Below are 17,293 nucleotides of genomic sequence, written 5' to 3' on the forward strand. Positions count from 1 at the left end.
GCTCGCCCCGCTTCCTGTTTCTTATTACGGAAACGGGATGTAGTCCCTTTCTGCGATAACGGTTTTCTGCCTTATTCCCTGTGGTCGAGCAATGCGATAATGGCGGGGATTTTCCTGATGGAAGCCAGCTCTTTATATTTTTTCCGGGCTTCTTCTGCCGGGTATCCGAAATAGGTAGTATGCCCTTCGAGAGACTTGCTTATTCCGGATTGTGCCAGGATAACGGCTTTGGTGCCGATGGTGATACCGCTGGTCATTCCTACCTGTCCCCAAATGGTGACTTCATCTTCGATAACGACACAGCCCGCAATACCTGTCTGTGAGGCGATGAGGCATTTTTTGCCGATAACGGTATCGTGTCCCACGTGGACCTGATTATCGAGCTTGCTGCCTTCCCCGATACGTGTGCTTCCGCTCACACCGCTGTCGATGGTGCAGGAAGCGCCGAGGTCTACATGATCTTCGATAACGACATTTCCCCCGGAACGGAGTTTGTCAAAACCTTCGGGTCTTTTTTTGTAATAAAAGGCATCTGCTCCCAGTACGGTGCCGGCATGGATCGTCACATGGTCTCCGATGACAGTATGGTCGTAAATGGTAACATTGGGGTGTATAACGCAATGATCTCCTATCGTAACGTGGTTGCCGATAAATACGTTGGGCTGGATGATCGTGTTTTTTCCGACGGAAGCCGTAGGAGCCACAGCAACACCGGCCCTTTCAAAGGGTCGGAAATGATCTGTGAGCTTGTTGAAATCGCGGAAAGGATCATCGGAGAGGAGGAGGGCTTTGCCTTCCGGACACTCTACTTTTTTATTGATGAGTATCACGGTAGCGGCAGACTGCAACGCCTTATCGTAATATTTCGGATGATCGACAAATACGATATCGCCCCGTTCGACAACGTGTATTTCGTTCATGCCCTCGACAGGAAAATCTTCCCGGCCCACGTATTCGCAGTCGAGGATGGCTGCAATTTGCCGTAGTGTGTGTACTTTAGAAAATTTCATAGGGTATAGTTTACAGACTATTCCTTAACCCGTTCTACATAAGACCCTTTTTCGGTCTCGATCTTGATTTTGTCTCCTTCGTTGATAAACAACGGAACGTTTACGGTAGCCCCGGTTTCCATGGTTGCGGGTTTGGTGGCATTGGTTGCCGTATTTCCTTTTACGCCCGGTTCGGTATGAGTGACTTCGAGAATAACGTGGGATGGCATTTCCACAGAAAGCGGCATCCCGTCTTCGGTATTGATGATAATGGTTACTACTTCACCTTCTTTGAGGAGATCGGGAGCATCCAGCGTATTTTTGGACAGGGAGATCTGGTTGAAATCTTCTGTATTCATAAAGTGGAAGGTATCTCCTTCCGGATACAGGTACTGGAAGCTGTGTGTTTCTACGCGGACATCTTCGATCTTGTGTCCTGCAGAAAAGGTGTTGTCTATAACCTTACCTGTGGTCACACTCCTGAGTTTTGTACGTACGAAAGCCGGTCCTTTTCCCGGTTTTACGTGCAGGAATTCGATAATTTTAAAGATGTCATGGTTATAGCGAATGCACAGTCCTTTACGGATATCTGACGTTGTTGCCATGTTTGTATGTTTTTAAATCTTAAACGTTCTTTTTTAAACCAAAAACGTCGGGCAGTGACTACCCGGCGTTAAAATATCCCTTCATAATACCCCGTTGGGAATCACGGATAAACTGGAGGATTTCGTCCCTTTCGGGTGTAGCTTCCATTTCGGCTTCGATAATTTCTATAGCCTGGGTGTTGTTGTAATTTCTCTGATAGAGAATACGGTAGATATTCTGAATCTCCCTGATCTTTTCGGCAGAGTATCCGCGGCGGCGAAGCCCTACGGAATTTATACCTACGTAAGACAGGGGTTCTCTTGCTCCTTTGACATAGGGAGGGACATCTTTCCTGACCAGCGATCCCCCGGTAACAAAGGCGTGGTTACCGATAGAGCAGAACTGGTGAACGGCGGTCATACCGGCCAGTACCACATAATCTCCTACGGTAATATGTCCGGCAAGGGTGCTGTTGTTAGAAAATATACAGTTATCTCCCACAATACAATCGTGAGCGATATGGCTGTACGCCATGATGAGGCAGTTTTTTCCGATAACGGTTTTCATGCGGTCTACCGTACCCCTGTTAATGGTTACGCATTCCCGGATGGTGGTGTTATCACCGATCTCGGCTATGGTTTCCTCTCCCTCGAATTTGAGGTCCTGGGGTGTGGCGGCAATGACTGCTCCGGGAAAAATATTACAGTTTTTTCCGATCCGGGCACCTTCCATGATAGTGACGTTAGAACCTATCCAGGTCCCTTCGCCGATAACCACATTGTTGTGGATGGTGGTGAAGGGTTCTATGACTACGTTCTTAGCTATCTTGGCACCGGGATGTACGTATGCTAAAGGCTGATTCATGTGTGTCGATTGATCGATGTTATAATACGGAATGTACCGGGAAAAAGATCGGGCTGGATAGCCGGACCGTTCTCCTAATCATTCTTTACTTTTACTATTTGGGCCATCATTTCTGCTTCTGTTGCCAGTTTGCCGTTGGCATAGGCATATCCCTGCATATGGCAGATTCCCCTTCGGATAGGGGTTACAAGCTCCAGTTTGAATATCAGGGTGTCCCCGGGGCCTACCTGCTGCTTGAATTTTACCTTGTCTATCTTCATAAAGAACGTCAGGTAATTTTCGGGGTCGGGTACGGTACTCAGCACGAGGATGCCTCCGGCCTGGGCCATGGCTTCTACCTGTAATACTCCCGGCATAACGGGCGCTCCCGGAAAGTGTCCTACGAAGAAAGGTTCGTTCATCGTGATGTTCTTGACACCTACAACGTGAGTGTCGGAAAGTTCGAGGATCTTGTCTACCAGCAGGAAAGGAGGTCGGTGTGGCAGCTTCTTCATAATTTCGGTGACATCCATCAAAGGCGTCTGGTTCAGATCGAATTGCGGAACCTTGTTTCTCTTTTCGATCTTGATGATCTTGGAGAGTTTTTTGGCAAACTGGGTATTGACGAAATGTCCGGGTTTGTTGGCAATGATCTTACCGCGTATGCGTGTACCGATCAGGGCCAGATCTCCGATCACATCCAGCAGTTTGTGCCTTGCCGCTTCGTTGGGATAGTGCAGGGTAAGGTTGTCGAGGATACCGTTGGGTTTCACGGAAATGGAATCTTTCTGGAAAGCTACCTTGAGTTTTTCCATGGTCTCCGGAGACAGTTCCTTATCTACATATACGATGGCGTTGTTGAGATCACCGCCCTTGATCAGCCCGTGCTCCAACAGGGTCTCTATTTCGTGCAGGAAACTGAAGGTCCTGGCATTGGAAATTTCTTTTTTGAACTGGGACAGGTTCTTAAGGGTAGCGTTTTGTGTTCCGAGCACTTTTGTGCCGAAGTCTACCATGGTGGTTACCTGGTATTCGTCGGAAGGAATGACGGTAATTTCACTTCCGGTTTCCTCATCGGTATAGGAGATGACATCTTTTACGATATACTCCTCCCGCTCGGCATCCTGCTCCACCAATCCGGCTTTTTCGAGGGCTTCTACAAAATACTTGGAAGATCCGTCCATTATAGGCGGTTCCGGGGCGTTCAGTTCTATGAGTACATTGTCGATTTCCAGACCTACCAACGCAGCCAGGACATGCTCTGAGGTATGTATACGGACCCCTTTTTTCTCCAGGTTGGTCCCCCGCTGTGTATTCACTACATAATTGGCATCCGCCTCAATAACCGGGCTTCCTTCGAGATCGACGCGCTTAAAGGCATAACCGTGATGTTCCGGTGCAGGTTTAAAAGTCATCGTTACTTCGTGTCCCGTGTGGAGACCTACTCCCTGTAGTGTAACTTCTTTTGCAATGGTACGTTGTTTCACAACTTTATCACTACTCATTATTGTTCCGTTTTTTATCGAATTGGTGAATGGTTTGCACTATTTTGGGCAGGTTTTTAAAATGTACATACGATTTGCTGAAATCGGGATGATGGAAAGCAGGAGATCCCTGAAGGGTCTCATCGTCCTGTACGTTTCTGATGATCCCGGATTGTGCCTGGACCCTGACGCGGTTACCGATGGTGAGATGCCCCACAATTCCTACCTGGCCGCCAATCATGCAATTCTTTCCTATTTTGGTAGATCCCGCAATACCGGTTTGTGCCGCTATTACGGTATTTTCTCCTATTTCTACGTTATGTGCTATCTGGATCTGGTTATCCAGCTTTACCCCTCTGCGGATAATTGTAGATCCGAGGGTTGCGCGGTCTATAGTAGTGGCAGCGCCTATGTCTACATAGTCTTCGAGAATAACATTACCGGTCTGGGGGACTTTGGTGTAATGTCCGTGTTCATCGGGGACAAACCCGAAACCGTCTGCACCCAGAACCGCACCGCTGTGAATAACACAATGATTGCCGATCACCGTCTCCGAGTAGATCTTGGCGCCTGCGAAGATCGTAACATTATCCCCTATACGCACATTATCACCGATGTAAACATTGGGATATATCTTGCAATTGTTCCCTATGCCTGCATGGTCTCCTATATAAGAGAAGGCCCCGAGATAGATGTTTTCACCGTAAACGGCAGATTCCGAAATAAAAGAGGGTTGCTCTATTCCGGTTTTGTTCATCTTTACCTGGTTGTAATATTCCAGTAGCCTGGAGAACGATTTATAGGCATCTTCCACCTTGATCAGTGTTGTGAAAAGCTCGGATTCTGCTTCAAAATCTTTGTTGACGATGGTGATCGAAGCTTTTGTGGTATAGATATAAGGCTTGTACTTGGGGTTGGCCAGAAAAGTAAGGTCTCCTTCAGAGCCTTCTTCGATCTTAGCCAGTTTGGAAACCTCCACGTCAGGGTTCCCTATGACATCCCCTTCCAGTATGCCTGCTATTTGACTTGCTGTAAATTTCATTCCTGCAAAAGTATAAAAAAAGTAAATATTAAGTTATCGCCTCGTTAACTTAATAGACGAAGTGCAGGAATGATATGTTACAAGTGGGGTGTGAAAGAAAGAGGTAAGTGTTTGAATTACCGTTTTTTGAAAAACGAAGGGCATCTGCCGAACGGGTGTTCTTTTTATTTTTAAGCATGGTTTTTCAGCTGTGTTTCGGGTAGCAGATATAGTACTTGGTCACCGGTTTGGACAAGGCTTTCAGGTTGAGCAGGTCCGAAGCTTTGACGACATCGGAGACTTTGCCTGTTTTCATAAGAATACGTATGTTCTCTTTGTCCATGCTGTATGCGAGGTTTTCTACCTTTCCCGTAAATACGAAGTAGCGGGCGGTTTCTTCCGGTACGTCATATTTTTCCATGAAACGGGCAATGTGTTTTTCGAGTTTTTCGTCCGTGACCTGTTTTTTACGGTATTTGATCTTGAGCAGGTCCCGGTTGAGTATCATCGCACAAAGCCTGGAGAGTACAAAATCGTCATGAAATTGCCATTCTTTCATGGCCGATATAATATCGTTATCGTCGAGGCGAGAGAAAATATCGAGGACATCCGCATTGAAATCCTGGATCTCTACTTTGTTTTTCAGGAAATATTCCAGAGCAGTACTGGCTTTGAGTACCGTTCCTTCGGATACGAGTTCCTTGGCCCGCTTGAGCACGCGGATCAGTAACTGTTCGGCAACCAAACCTGTTTTGTGCAGGTAGGCCTGCCAGTACATCAGCCTGCGGGCTACGAGGAATTTTTCGATGGAGTAGATCCCTTTTTCTTCAATGGCAAGTTCATTGTCGACAACGGTGAGCATCGTGATAAGCCTTTCGGAATTGATGTTTCCTTCGGCTACCCCGGTATAAAAACTGTCTCTTTTCAGATAATCCGTACGGTCTATATCGAACTGGCTGGATATGAGCTGATGCATGAATTTGCGGTGGTATTCGCCGCGAAACATCTGGATGGCAAGCGTTAAACTTCCGTTAAAAGTGCGGTTGAGCTCTTCCATAAAGAGCAGTGAGATCTGCTCATGACTTACCCCGCTTACAATACTGTGCTCCATAGCATGGGAGAAAGGTCCGTGACCTATATCGTGCAAAAGAATGGCAATAAGCAATGCTTCTTCCTCTTCTTCGGAGATCTCAACTTTCTTGAAACGAAGGGTTTGAACGGCTTTTTGCATGAGATGCATGCAGCCCAGCGCATGATGAAACCTCGTGTGATGGGCGCCGGGATAGACAAGGTACGAAAGGCCCATTTGGGATATACGACGGAGCCGTTGAAAATATTTATGTTCTATGAGATCGAAAATCAGGGTATTGGGAATGGTAATAAATCCGTAAATTGGATCGTTGAATATTTTTAGTTTATTAGTACGTTTCATATGTTTATTTTTGGTCCCGAAGCTGTCACTGCGGACCGATTATTTTTCCCGTGCTGCGTTTCACAAAGGAATTCAAAAGCAAAATACAAATATACGGATATGAGTAACATAAAAATATTGTGGGTAGATGATGAAATTGACTTGCTGAAGCCGCACATTCTTTTTCTCGAAAAAAAGAATTACACGATTTCCACATGTCAAAGCGGAGCCGATGCCCTCGAAGATGTAGATAAGAACAGCTATGATATTGTTTTTCTCGATGAGAATATGCCCGGCCTTACCGGCCTGGAGACCCTGACCGAGATCAAGGCCAAACGTCCGAACCTTCCGGTGGTGATGATCACCAAGAGCGAAGAGGAATACCTTATGGAAGAGGCCATCGGTTCGAAAATAGCGGATTATCTTATAAAACCGGTCAATCCGAACCAGATATTACTCTCCCTGAAGAAAAACCTCGATCACTCCCGGCTCGTGTCAGAGAAAACGACGGCCAATTACCAACAGGAGTTCAGAAAAATAGCGATGGATATGGCTATGGTGAATTCCTATGAAGAGTGGGTGAGCCTGTACAAAAGACTGTTATACTGGGAGCTGGAACTGGAGAATATAGAGGATGTAGGGATGGTAGAGATCCTGGAATCGCAGAAGACAGAAGCCAATACTCAGTTCGGGAAGTTTGTGGAGAAGAATTATACGGACTGGTTTTCCGATGATGATGCCCCGGTGATGTCGCACACCATGTTTCGCGAACTGGTGGTGCCGGAACTGCAAAAAAACAAGCCCACACTGCTCGTGGTGATAGATAACCTGAGGTACGATCAGTGGATGGCCATAGAAGATGCGGTTAATGTGCATTACAAGACCCGGGACGAAGTGCCGTATTGCAGTATTCTGCCCACGGCGACGCAATATGCGCGAAATGCTATTTTTGCCGGACTGATGCCCGCAGAGATGGAAAAGCTCTATCCGAAATACTGGAAGAACGATACCGATGAAGGGGGGAAGAACCTGCATGAAGCCGATTTCCTTCATGAGCAGATCCGTCGTCTCGGCCTGGATATCAAATGGGAATATCACAAAATATCGAGCCTGAAGGCAGGGCGGCAACTGGCCCAGAATTTCAGGTCACAAAAAGATAACGACCTGACGGTCGTAGTGTATAATTTCGTGGATATCCTCTCGCATTCCAAAACTGAGATGGAAGTAATAAAAGAACTGGCTTCCAACGATAAGGCCTACCGGTCGCTTACGAAGAGCTGGTTCCGGAATTCTCCCTTGCTGGAAATTATACAGCAATCGCAGCAATTAGGATTTAAATTATTACTGACTACGGATCACGGTACGATAAACGTCAAGAATCCGTCGAAAGTGATCGGGGATAAGGAAACGAGTCTTAACCTCCGCTACAAGACAGGAAGGAGCCTTTCTTATGAAGCCAAGGAAGTGTTTGCGGTAAAAAAGCCCGGAGATGTGCATTTACCTTCCATAAATATGAGCAGCTCCTTTATTTTTGCCAAGGATGACCTTTTCTTTGCGTATCCCAACAATTATAACCACTATGTGAGTTATTACCGGAATACCTACCAGCATGGCGGAATATCACTGGAAGAGATGATCATTCCGTTTGTAGTATTGGAGCCGAAATAAAATTTAATAGTACAAATTTGAAACCGATTAGTTATACACTGGAAGAGATTGATGAAGCAGCGCGAAGACTGCTCGATGAAGCCCCCGGAAAGATCTTGTTGTTTTACGGGGATATGGGGGTAGGCAAGACTACGCTGATCAAATCTCTGGCGCATCATCTTGGGGTAAAGGATGTAACGGGAAGTCCAACCTTCGGGCTGGTTAATGAGTACGAAGGCGCCGGCGGGGCAAGGATATACCACTTCGATTTTTACCGGATTAATAACGAAGAAGAGGTGCTGGATATCGGTTTTGAGGATTATCTCCATACCGGGACCTGGATTTTTATCGAGTGGCCCGGGAAGATCGAAGGCCTGATCCCGGATGATGCTGTGGCTGTTCGTCTGACAACCAACGCGGATGGCAGCAGGCAATTATCTGTCGGTGAAGCGGTATCTTCTTGAAGAAAAATGATATTTTTGTAGAAGGGAATCTGTATTATAGATTCCCTTTTTGTTTTAACCTGTTTAATCTATAGTCTGTTTGTGCCGGATAATCCCGTCCGGCAAAACGTACTAAAGCTCACCTGTGAGTAAAAAACTATCGGATATGACCAAAACTCTGCTTGATAACATCGGAAATACGCCTCTTGTGGCGGCCACAACCTTAATAAAAAACAAGGATATAAAACTGTTACTGAAACTCGAAGGGAATAATCCCGGGGGAAGTGTAAAGGACAGGGCGGCGTATAACATGATAAAAAGTGCCCTGGACCGGGGTACGATCACGCCCGAAACCAGGCTTATCGAAGCCACGAGCGGTAATACGGGAATAGCGCTGGCTATGATAGCCGGGTTGTTTAAGCTGAATATCGAGCTGGTAATGCCGGAAAACTCTACCCGCGAGCGCGTTCAGACCATGCGGGCCTACGGGGCAAAAGTTACGCTTACCCCGTCGGATTCGGGTATTGAAGGATCGCGGGATTATGCCGAAAAAAAGGTCAAGGAAGAAGAATATGTGTCTTTAAATCAGTTTGGTAACGATGATAACTGGAAAGCACATTATAAAACTACCGGTCCGGAAATATGGCGGGATACGGACGGACAGGTTACGCATTTCGTATCGGCCATGGGAACTACAGGAACCATTATGGGAACATCGGCTTTTTTAAAGGAAAAGGCATCTGAGGTTCGTATTGTCGGGGTACAGCCTGCTGATAATTCCAGTATTCCGGGGATACGGAAGTGGCCCGAAGCTTATCTGCCGGCTATATTTGATCCTTCGAGAATAGATGAGATCATCGAAGTCAGTGAAGAGGAAGCGGTGACGATGACGCGAAGGCTGGCCCGGGAAGAAGGTATTTTTGCCGGGATGAGTAGCGGGGGAGCCGTAAGTGCCGCCCTGAAACTGGCCGATACGCTCGAAAAAGGTGTGATTGTAGCTATTATATGCGACAGGGGCGACAGATACCTGTCTTCGGATTTGTTTGTCTGATATTTCGGGATTGCTGAAGTAGAAAAAAAGCAGGCCTGTAAGCCGGATTCTGTCGAGTCTTATCATTTATCTGGGATACCGGTTGCCCGGGATCTCTAACCGCCTACCCTCCGGCACCCGTCCGGAATATATCGGGACGGAACGGGCGCGCAACCCTTAGATACCGGTTTACATGGCGTTGCACCGCGTAGAGTTTACCTGATTTCACTACAGCATTACCTGTACATCCTTTCTGTTGCACTGGTCCTCTCCGCAACGGCGAACCGAAACGGATGACGGGTGTTACCCGCTACGCTGCGCTGTGGTGTCCGGACTTTCCTCTCCTCTTCCGGAGTTACCGGGATGAGGAGCGATAAGACGGCCTGCGGGGCAAAGTTACGAAGCTTTCGCGGAAGAACTGTTTTTTTTTATCGGTTTGCTGTGCGATTTCAGCTAAGAAAGTCGCTGACTTCTTTTTTGATATACGATAGGGCTGCAGCGGAAGGAGCGGTTTTGTCGAGCATTTCGCTGAGAATGTTTTCTCTTAATTTACCGGCATTCAAAGATTTATCGCTCATGCCGGTTTTGCGGATGAGTTGTATAGTAGCGTTTTTTGCGGTCCGGATGACACTCCAGCATTCTTCGCTTATATAGATCTGCTGGGAAATATTATGGTCGTATTCTTCTTCGATGTGACGGATAAGCAGGGCTTCATACGCTTCTTTACGGTCTTCGGCCGGGGCCACACGAAGCAACAGGCGGGAAGGGTCTATCCTCTCGAGAAAAAGAACCATTCTTTCGTAAGCCTGCAATCGTATAGGAACCAGATCTTTACTGTATTCGCGTTGGAGGAGGAAGCGTCGTCGTGCATTTTCGTTCCTGACGAACTGGTTAAAGAAGTAATAAGCGATAAGCCCTGTGATAACAGCAGGCAGGCAGTAGAAAAGTAATTCTGTGACCGGGATCATATAATACGTTTTATACGGTTTGACGATTAGTATCTTAAATAACGTCCGGTGCCGTTTATTGTTATGGAAAAAACGAAAAACCTGGCTTACTGACTTATAAAACGGTCGTCCCGGCGTGTGTGTATGGTGTCGGTTTCGGTAAAATAGTCGATCATGGCATTGCGGATACGATAGTCGAGAGGAACAGTACGTACCGGGTTGAGGAAAAAGTTCATGTGGTCTCCGCCGTTCATCAGGTAGTCTGAAGTAGCAATGTAATAATGTCTGTCCGGATCGATCGGTTTGTCGTTGATCAGGAATGACTTTTCCTCCCCGTCCTTGTCCAGGACCAGTTGTATGCCGCTGATGGGATGGGCTGTTCTGGCTTTGACGAGGTAGTCGGCAAGCTGACGGACTTTATCCCCGGTGAGTTCCAGGACTACGATGGCGTTTTCGAACGGCATAATTTCGTACGCCGTGCGTGCCGTGGTATTTCCGCGGGCCATGGTGGCCCGTATTCCGCCGAAATTAAGAAGGACCGCATCGATGTGTTTTCCTGTCCTTCTGTGAAAAACAGTTTCCGCTTTTTTTAATACGACATCCGCCATGAGATTCCCGATCGCGGTATTGAGTTCGCCGTCGGTTTTGCTGAGATCCGTGGGATTGTAGGCCAGCGGAGCACTGAGGTCCTGGTCTATGTGTTCCCGGAAAGGTTTTACAAAAGCTTCGATTTCCGGATCGCCGGAGATACTGTCGTTAATATTGATCTCTTTTCCTTCGATGCCAGAAATCTGAACGTCTGTAACAATATCCCCCCGTTTACACGATAAAAATAAGGTTAACGTTATAAAAATAACAAAATGTGTTATTCTTATGTGGTTATGATACGGACAATTTGTGTTTTTGTGCATGGTAATGTGTTACATTTGCAAAACAAAGCGAAGGTATATGTTTTTTGATAAATATAAGGAGAAATCGGCGCATAAAATTCTCAGAAAGGGCTCCCCGGCAGTCATGAGCAGAGCAGGTAACGGGAATTCGAAAGTGTCTTCTCTGGCCTGCGTAGTGAACCTTGACGAATTTGAAGATGTGGAGGTCTTTAATGCCCTGGCCGGAGACCTGGGGGTGAAGCAGGAGCATTTTACCATGATCGGGTACACCACACGTAGGGATGCCGACGCTTTTCGGGGCATACCCGTTTTTACCACAGAAGAACTGGGCTGGAAAGGGGAGATCCGTAACGATCACTACAGGCAGGTCTCGGAAAGACCGTATGATATGTTGCTGAGCTATTACAGTACTTCCGCAGTACTGCTGGGGTTGGCTACTCTCGGTATCCGTGCCGGTTTTAAAGTAGGTTTTGCCGGGATGTACGAACGAGAAAATGATTTGATCATAAATATGAGTCCGGAGCGTTTTCCGGAGTTCAGGGAAGAATTAATAAAGTATCTCACCATTTTAAATAAGATATAGGATGTCAAAATTCACAGGCACAGGTGTGGCTTTGGTTACACCGTTTAACAGGGATAATAGTGTGGACAGGGCAGCACTTGAAAAAATTGTAGCCTACTGCATCGAAGGAGGAGTGGAATATCTGGTGGTTTTGGGAACCACTGCGGAAAGCGCGACATTGACCAGAGAAGAGAAGGAGATCGTAATACAAACCGTCATAAAGGCCAATGCGGGAAGACTTCCCCTGGTGTTGGGCGTAGGGGGAAACAATACGGCCGAAGTGGTCAACGAACTGCAAACCACGGATCTTTCCGGTTTTGAAGCTATACTATCGGTATCTCCTTATTACAACAAGCCTACACAGGAAGGTATTTACCAGCATTTTAAGGCGGTTGCTGCGGCATCTCCGGTTCCGGTTATCCTTTATAACGTGCCGGGCAGAACGGCTTCAAACATGTTGCCTAAAACCGTATTGCGGCTGGCAAGAGAAGTCAGCAATATTATAGGAATAAAAGAAGCGGCAGGCGATATTGTACAGGCGATGCGTCTTATTAAAGATAAACCGGAAGATTTTCTCGTGATCTCGGGAGATGATATGGTAACATTGCCGATGGTACTGGCCGGTGGCGCAGGAGTGATCTCTGTCGTTGCCCAGGGGTTCCCCAGAGAGTTTACCGAGATGGTCCGGTTGGGGCTGGCAGGAAACGTTCGTGAAGCTTATGCGCTGCATTACAAGCTGGCCGATGTTATTGATATGGCTTTCGAACAGGGAAATCCCGCAGGGATCAAGTCGGTATTCCGTGCTCTCGGACTTTCAGAAGATATCGTAAGACTGCCTTTGGTGAAAGCAGACGAAGACCTGGAAGAGCGCATTGCCCGTTTCGTGGAAAAAAACGTCAGCGTAGGGGTGAAGTAAAAATATCTCTTAATATATGAAACCCTGCCTTTATAGTTGCTCGTGTCCTCAGCGGCATGGTTTAATAAAGAGACGGCAGGGCAGGAGGCCGGGGTGAATTCTAAAAATAAGGTTAAAATTCACCCCGGTCTGTTTTCAGGACGAGGTGTAAATTGTATCTTCGGCGATAATAAATTTTGTATTATCCAATTATTGGCTAATTTTGCCGTTAATTTTAGCGGTAAATACGATTGCTGCGATATTCGTGGCAAAACCACTTAAAATTACCATATAAAGCATGAAGAGATTTTTATACGTCGCTGTTGTTGTAGCCCTTATGAGTTCCTGTAGTCAGTTTCAGAAGGCACTGAAGAGCGAGGATGTTAAGCTGAAATACGACCTTGCGGAGAAGCTGTACAATGAGGGAGATTATAAGAAGGCGAATCGCCTGCTGGAGCAGATTGTGCCACAATATGCAGGGAAACCCCAGGGAGAAAGAGTAGTGTACTTTCATGCTAACGCTTACTACCAGACCAAAGAATATTACCTGGCCGCATATCAGTTTGATCGTTTTTCCAAGTCGTATCCGAAGAGTGATAAGGCCGAAGAAGCGGCATTCCTGGGTGCTAAAAGCTATTATATGTTGTCTCCCAAATACAGCCTGGATCAAAGGGAAACCAATACGGCGGTTGATAAATTACAATTATTTATCAATACCTACCCGGATTCGGAGTACCTCGACGAAGCCAATGAGCTCGTGCGGGAGTTGAGAACCAAACTGGAGAAAAAGGACTTTGAGATCGCCAGGCAATACAACCGTATCAGTGATTATAAGGCTGCGATAAAATCGTTCGACAATTTTCTGTCGAATTATCCGGGAACACCGTTCCGGGAAGATGCCATGTATTATAAAATGGTAGCATCCTATAACCTTGCCGTAAACAGTATTTACAGTAAGATGCAGGAGCGCCTGAGTCATACCAGGGAATCTTACAATACACTGAAGCGGTATTTTCCGGATACACAATATTCGGATGAAGCCGAAAAAATGATGACCGTAGTCAATAAGGAATTAGAACAATTTAGCAAATAAGAAGAGAGAGATGAGCAATTTGAGAAAAACAGAAGCCCCGGTTTCTACCGTTACCCTCGACAAAAATAAAATAGATGCTCCTACGGGGAATATCTATGAGGCGATATCTATCGTTGCCAAGAGGGCTACTCAGGTCAATTCGGAGATCAAGAAGGAATTGATAGAGAAACTGGAGGAGTTTGCCACGTATACCGACAGTCTCGAAGAGATCTTTGAGAACAAGGAGCAGATCGAGGTTTCCAAGTTTTACGAAAAACTTCCCAAGCCTCATGCTATTGCGGTCGAAGAGTGGTTAAACGATAAGATCTACTACAGGAACACCGAAAAAGAAGCATAAATGTCTGTTTTAAGCGGCAAGAATATCCTGTTAGGCGTTACCGGAGGTATTGCCGCTTACAAGACTGCTTTCCTGGTGCGTTTGTTTATCAAATCGGGTGCCTATGTGCGCGTTGTTATGACAGACAATGCCCGGGAGTTCGTAACACCGCTGACGCTTTCTACCTTATCCAAAAACCCGGTCCTTTCCTCGTTTACCGATGAGGAAGATGGCAATGCTGTGTGGAACAATCACGTAGAGGCGGGACTCTGGGCCGACCTTATGATCGTCGCCCCGGCCACAGCCAACAGCATGGCAAAAATGGCCAATGGCGTATCGGACAATTTTCTTCTGGCTACTTATCTTTCTGCAAAATGTCCTGTGTATATCGCTCCTGCTATGGATCTTGATATGTACAAACATCCTTCCACCAGGCATACCCTGGACACGTTAAAAGCTTTCGGAAATATCGTAATTCCCGCTGCGCATGGCGAATTGGCCAGTGGGCTTACCGGAGAAGGCCGTATGGCGGAGCCTGAGGATATCGTTACCTTTATAGAAAGCCATATCCGGAGCAATCTGCCGTTATACGGAAAGAAAGTACTCATTACCGCCGGTCCCACTTACGAAGCTATAGACCCCGTACGTTTTATCGGGAACCATTCTTCCGGAAGAATGGGTGTGGAGCTTGCCCGGAAAGCTGCAGCGCTCGGAGCGGAAGTGTCCCTGGTTATCGGCCCTACACACCTGGAAGCGGAAGGAGCAGGCATCAAGACCGTACACGTGGTCAGTGCAGAAGAAATGTACCAGGCTGTGCACAGGGAATTCGACGATACGGATATAGCCGTGCTGGCAGCCGCAGTTTCGGATTACAGGCCCGCGATCAGGGAAGATCGCAAGATCAAGAAGAAAGACACTTCACTAACCATTACCCTTGAGCCGACAAAAGATATTCTGGCCTCGCTGGGAGCTGCCAAAAAACATCAGTTCCTCGTAGGCTTTGCCCTGGAGACCAATGACGAAGAAGAACATGCCAGGGGAAAACTCCGAAGAAAGAACCTCGATGCCATAGTATTGAATTCCCTGAATGATGAAGGTGCAGGTTTTGGTAAATCCACAAATAAGATTACCTTTATAGACAGGGAGGAAAATATGGTTTCCTTTGCGCTGAAATCCAAGGCCGAAGTTGCCGGAGATATATTTGCGGAGATACAGCGCAGGTTGCCCCGATAAAATTTACCTTCTCCTATTGCATTCACTTTAGCCGAAAATGAAAAAACCTATCCGTATATTTTGCCTGTTAATGGCCGCGTGGTGTACATCACTCTCAGCGCAGGAACTTAATTGTAGAGTCATCGTGGATGCCGAACAGGTAAAGCAAACCAACCGGCAGATCTTCGAAACACTGCAAAAATCGCTTACGGACTTTGTCAATAAGACCAGGTGGACCAATCGTAACTATGCATTACAGGAACGGATAAACAGCAGTATGTATATTACGGTGTCCCAATACGATTCGGATCGGTTTTCGGCTTCCATACAGGTACAATCATCGAGACCGGTTTATAATTCTTCCTATGAATCGCCGGTCTTCAATTTCCAGGACAGGCAGTTCAATTTTCAGTACGTAGAGTTTCAGCCGCTTTTTTTTAACCCGAATACATTCGAGTCCAACCTGGTTTCGGTAATCACGTATTACGTCTATATTATGCTGGGCATGGATGCCGATACGTTTTCTCCGGAAGGAGGGACGGCGTATTACCAGCAGGCCCGCAATATTGTAAACCTGGCCCAGAGCAGTAATTATGCTGGCTGGAAACAGGCGGACGGTAACAAGAGCAGGTGGGGACTTGTAGATAACCTGTTGTCCAATCCTTTTAAAAGTTATCGTACCGCTTTGTACGAGTATCACAGAATGGGGCTCGACAGGATGGTTGAAGACCCGGCAGCAGGCAAGGAATCCATGGCGCGCTCGATGAAGTATCTGGAACGGGTAAACTCCGTAAGACCCAATTCGTTTTTGCTACAGGTGTTTTTCGATGCCAAGAAAGATGAGATCCTCAATGTTTTTTCCGACGGACCCAAAGTGGATATCGTGAGTCTGAAAAATTCACTGAACAAGGTGGCTCCCGTCTACGCGGGGTCATGGGAAAAGATCACGTATTAAAGATTGCCATCGAGGCAGGATACCTTATTTTTTCTTTTGTTCGGGTTGTCTGCCGCGGTGCTTCCAGCGTTTGTGCGTCCAGAAATAATATTCCGGTGTTTCCCTGATCTGTTTTTCCACTTCCCGCAAAAAGAGGTCGGTAATGTCGTAATCCGGGAATGATTCGGGGTTTTCGGCCAGGGGGAGGAAAGTTCCCTGATAATATCCTCTTTTTACTTTTTCGATACGCAGGTACATTACAGCCAGTCCTGTTCTTTTGGCCAGTATTTCCGCACCGACATGAACAGGGACATTGATCCCCATAAAATCTTCCCAATAGATGGCTTTGCTCATGAGGGGTGACTGATCGCTGAGAAATCCGTAAACAGCCTGTACATGGTCGCGCTGGTTCTTCCGGATCACCCGTATCGTTTCCCTGGTTTCTATCAGTGTAGTGCCGAACTTGCCTCGTATACGCTTTACCAGACGGTCGAAATAAGAGTTTTTAATACGCTTGTACACGGCATATCCCTTGGAAGAAACCTGCGGATCCAGGGAAGACGTCCATTCCCAGTTGGCATAATGCGGGAAGAGCAGGATAACACTTTTGTTCTTTTCCAGTTTTCGTATTTCCTCTACATTAGTGTATACAAATCTCTTCTCCATAGTCTCCGCGCTGATGGAAAGTGTTTTCACAATTTCGAGAAAGACGTCCGAAAGATGCCTGTAGAACTTTTTTTCGATCTGGAGCCTTTCCCGGTCGGATAGTCCGGGAAACACGAGTTGCAGGTTGTTCCTCACCGTCTTCTTACGATATCCTGCAAGCCTGTACAGGATGATATATACCATGTCGGAAAACAGGTAAAGAAGCCGGAACGGCAGTATGGATATCAGCCACAAAACGGGATAGGCCAGGATGAAGATGAGAAGCTGCATTAATGTCGTAGTATTTCCGGCAAATATAGCTATATTTGAACACATAAGGTTATAA

General features: G+C 46.6%; 18 protein-coding genes and 1 other RNA gene. 9 read left to right on the forward strand and 10 right to left on the reverse strand.

Annotated elements, in window-relative coordinates:
• Window positions 1–71 precede the first annotated feature (71 nt).
• The 6 genes from BT112_RS13625 to BT112_RS13650 form a co-directional block, all read right to left on the reverse strand.
• On the reverse strand, window positions 72–1,010 hold the full coding sequence (locus BT112_RS13625) for a UDP-3-O-(3-hydroxymyristoyl)glucosamine N-acyltransferase (protein ID WP_072317940.1): 939 nt from the start codon (window positions 1,008–1,010) through the stop codon (window positions 72–74).
• 17 nt (window positions 1,011–1,027) lie between these two features.
• Window positions 1,028–1,594 (reverse strand): elongation factor P, encoded by a 567-nt coding sequence (gene efp, locus BT112_RS13630; protein WP_072317941.1) that lies wholly within the window; start codon window positions 1,592–1,594, stop codon window positions 1,028–1,030.
• A 58-nt stretch (window positions 1,595–1,652) separates the two neighbouring features.
• On the reverse strand, window positions 1,653–2,438 hold the full coding sequence (lpxA, locus tag BT112_RS13635; RefSeq protein ID WP_072317942.1) for an acyl-ACP--UDP-N-acetylglucosamine O-acyltransferase: 786 nt from the start codon (window positions 2,436–2,438) through the stop codon (window positions 1,653–1,655).
• 74 nt (window positions 2,439–2,512) lie between these two features.
• A complete protein-coding gene (locus tag BT112_RS13640; RefSeq protein WP_072317943.1) occupies window positions 2,513–3,922 on the reverse strand; it encodes a bifunctional UDP-3-O-[3-hydroxymyristoyl] N-acetylglucosamine deacetylase/3-hydroxyacyl-ACP dehydratase in 1,410 nt (469 codons plus the stop codon).
• Window positions 3,915–4,943 carry a UDP-3-O-(3-hydroxymyristoyl)glucosamine N-acyltransferase gene (lpxD, locus tag BT112_RS13645; RefSeq protein WP_072317944.1) on the reverse strand — a complete coding sequence of 343 codons (1,029 nt, stop codon included), beginning with the start codon at window positions 4,941–4,943 and terminating at the stop codon, window positions 3,915–3,917. The genes BT112_RS13640 and lpxD overlap by 8 nt, the downstream gene beginning before the upstream one ends.
• 184 nt (window positions 4,944–5,127) lie before the next feature.
• A complete protein-coding gene (locus tag BT112_RS13650; RefSeq protein ID WP_072317945.1) occupies window positions 5,128–6,354 on the reverse strand; it encodes an HD domain-containing protein in 1,227 nt (408 codons plus the stop codon).
• Window positions 6,355–6,453: 99 nt separating this feature from the next.
• Between BT112_RS13650 and porX the strand changes: the two genes are divergently transcribed.
• The 3 genes from porX (at window position 6,454) to cysM (ending at window position 9,474) form a co-directional block, all read left to right on the forward strand.
• Complete coding sequence (gene porX, locus BT112_RS13655; RefSeq protein ID WP_072317946.1) at window positions 6,454–8,001, forward strand: T9SS response regulator signal transducer PorX; 1,548 nt, start codon at window positions 6,454–6,456, stop codon at window positions 7,999–8,001.
• 17 nt (window positions 8,002–8,018) lie between these two features.
• Window positions 8,019–8,444, forward strand: a complete 426-nt coding sequence (tsaE, locus tag BT112_RS13660; protein ID WP_245777044.1) for a tRNA (adenosine(37)-N6)-threonylcarbamoyltransferase complex ATPase subunit type 1 TsaE — start codon at window positions 8,019–8,021, stop codon at window positions 8,442–8,444.
• Between the two features lie 145 nt (window positions 8,445–8,589).
• A complete protein-coding gene (cysM, locus tag BT112_RS13665) occupies window positions 8,590–9,474 on the forward strand; it encodes a cysteine synthase CysM (RefSeq protein ID WP_072317947.1) in 885 nt (294 codons plus the stop codon).
• 22 nt (window positions 9,475–9,496) lie between these two features.
• Here the strand turns inward: cysM and rnpB are convergent.
• From rnpB to BT112_RS13680, 3 genes are all read right to left on the reverse strand, one after another.
• Window positions 9,497–9,843, reverse strand: an RNA gene (gene rnpB / locus BT112_RS13670) — RNase P RNA component class A.
• 59 nt (window positions 9,844–9,902) lie between these two features.
• Window positions 9,903–10,421 carry a DUF7935 family protein gene (locus BT112_RS13675; protein ID WP_072317948.1) on the reverse strand — a complete coding sequence of 173 codons (519 nt, stop codon included), beginning with the start codon at window positions 10,419–10,421 and terminating at the stop codon, window positions 9,903–9,905.
• Between the two features lie 86 nt (window positions 10,422–10,507).
• On the reverse strand, window positions 10,508–11,311 hold the full coding sequence (locus tag BT112_RS13680) for a 5'-nucleotidase C-terminal domain-containing protein (protein ID WP_083564933.1): 804 nt from the start codon (window positions 11,309–11,311) through the stop codon (window positions 10,508–10,510).
• A 37-nt stretch (window positions 11,312–11,348) separates the two neighbouring features.
• Here BT112_RS13680 and BT112_RS13685 point away from each other — a divergent pair, with 37 nt between their 5' ends.
• The 6 genes from BT112_RS13685 to porD all read left to right on the forward strand — a co-directional run bounded on the left by BT112_RS13685 (window position 11,349) and on the right by porD (window position 16,323).
• A complete protein-coding gene (locus BT112_RS13685) occupies window positions 11,349–11,873 on the forward strand; it encodes a DUF6913 domain-containing protein (RefSeq protein ID WP_072317949.1) in 525 nt (174 codons plus the stop codon).
• A 1-nt stretch (window position 11,874) separates the two neighbouring features.
• The gene (gene dapA, locus BT112_RS13690; RefSeq protein ID WP_072317950.1) at window positions 11,875–12,768 is read left to right on the forward strand and encodes a 4-hydroxy-tetrahydrodipicolinate synthase; all 894 of its coding nucleotides are present in this window, start codon (window positions 11,875–11,877) and stop codon (window positions 12,766–12,768) included.
• A 277-nt stretch (window positions 12,769–13,045) separates the two neighbouring features.
• Entirely contained in the window at window positions 13,046–13,840 is a 795-nt protein-coding gene (locus BT112_RS13700) for an outer membrane protein assembly factor BamD (protein WP_072317952.1), read from the forward strand.
• Window positions 13,841–13,850: 10 nt separating this feature from the next.
• Complete coding sequence (locus BT112_RS13705) at window positions 13,851–14,177, forward strand: DNA-directed RNA polymerase subunit omega (protein WP_072317953.1); 327 nt, start codon at window positions 13,851–13,853, stop codon at window positions 14,175–14,177.
• Window positions 14,178–15,389 (forward strand): bifunctional phosphopantothenoylcysteine decarboxylase/phosphopantothenate--cysteine ligase CoaBC, encoded by a 1,212-nt coding sequence (gene coaBC, locus BT112_RS13710; protein WP_072317954.1) that lies wholly within the window; start codon window positions 14,178–14,180, stop codon window positions 15,387–15,389. It abuts the gene before it with no gap.
• Window positions 15,390–15,426: 37 nt separating this feature from the next.
• Window positions 15,427–16,323 (forward strand): type IX secretion system protein PorD, encoded by an 897-nt coding sequence (gene porD / locus BT112_RS13715; RefSeq protein WP_072317955.1) that lies wholly within the window; start codon window positions 15,427–15,429, stop codon window positions 16,321–16,323.
• A 24-nt stretch (window positions 16,324–16,347) separates the two neighbouring features.
• Here porD and BT112_RS13720 read toward each other — a convergent pair whose 3' ends face one another.
• On the reverse strand, window positions 16,348–17,283 hold the full coding sequence (locus BT112_RS13720) for a lysophospholipid acyltransferase family protein (RefSeq protein ID WP_317039596.1): 936 nt from the start codon (window positions 17,281–17,283) through the stop codon (window positions 16,348–16,350).
• Window positions 17,284–17,293: the final 10 nt, after the last annotated feature.

It is taken from the genome of Sinomicrobium oceani (assembly GCF_900119185.1).
Classification (GTDB): domain Bacteria; phylum Bacteroidota; class Bacteroidia; order Flavobacteriales; family Flavobacteriaceae; genus Sinomicrobium; species Sinomicrobium oceani.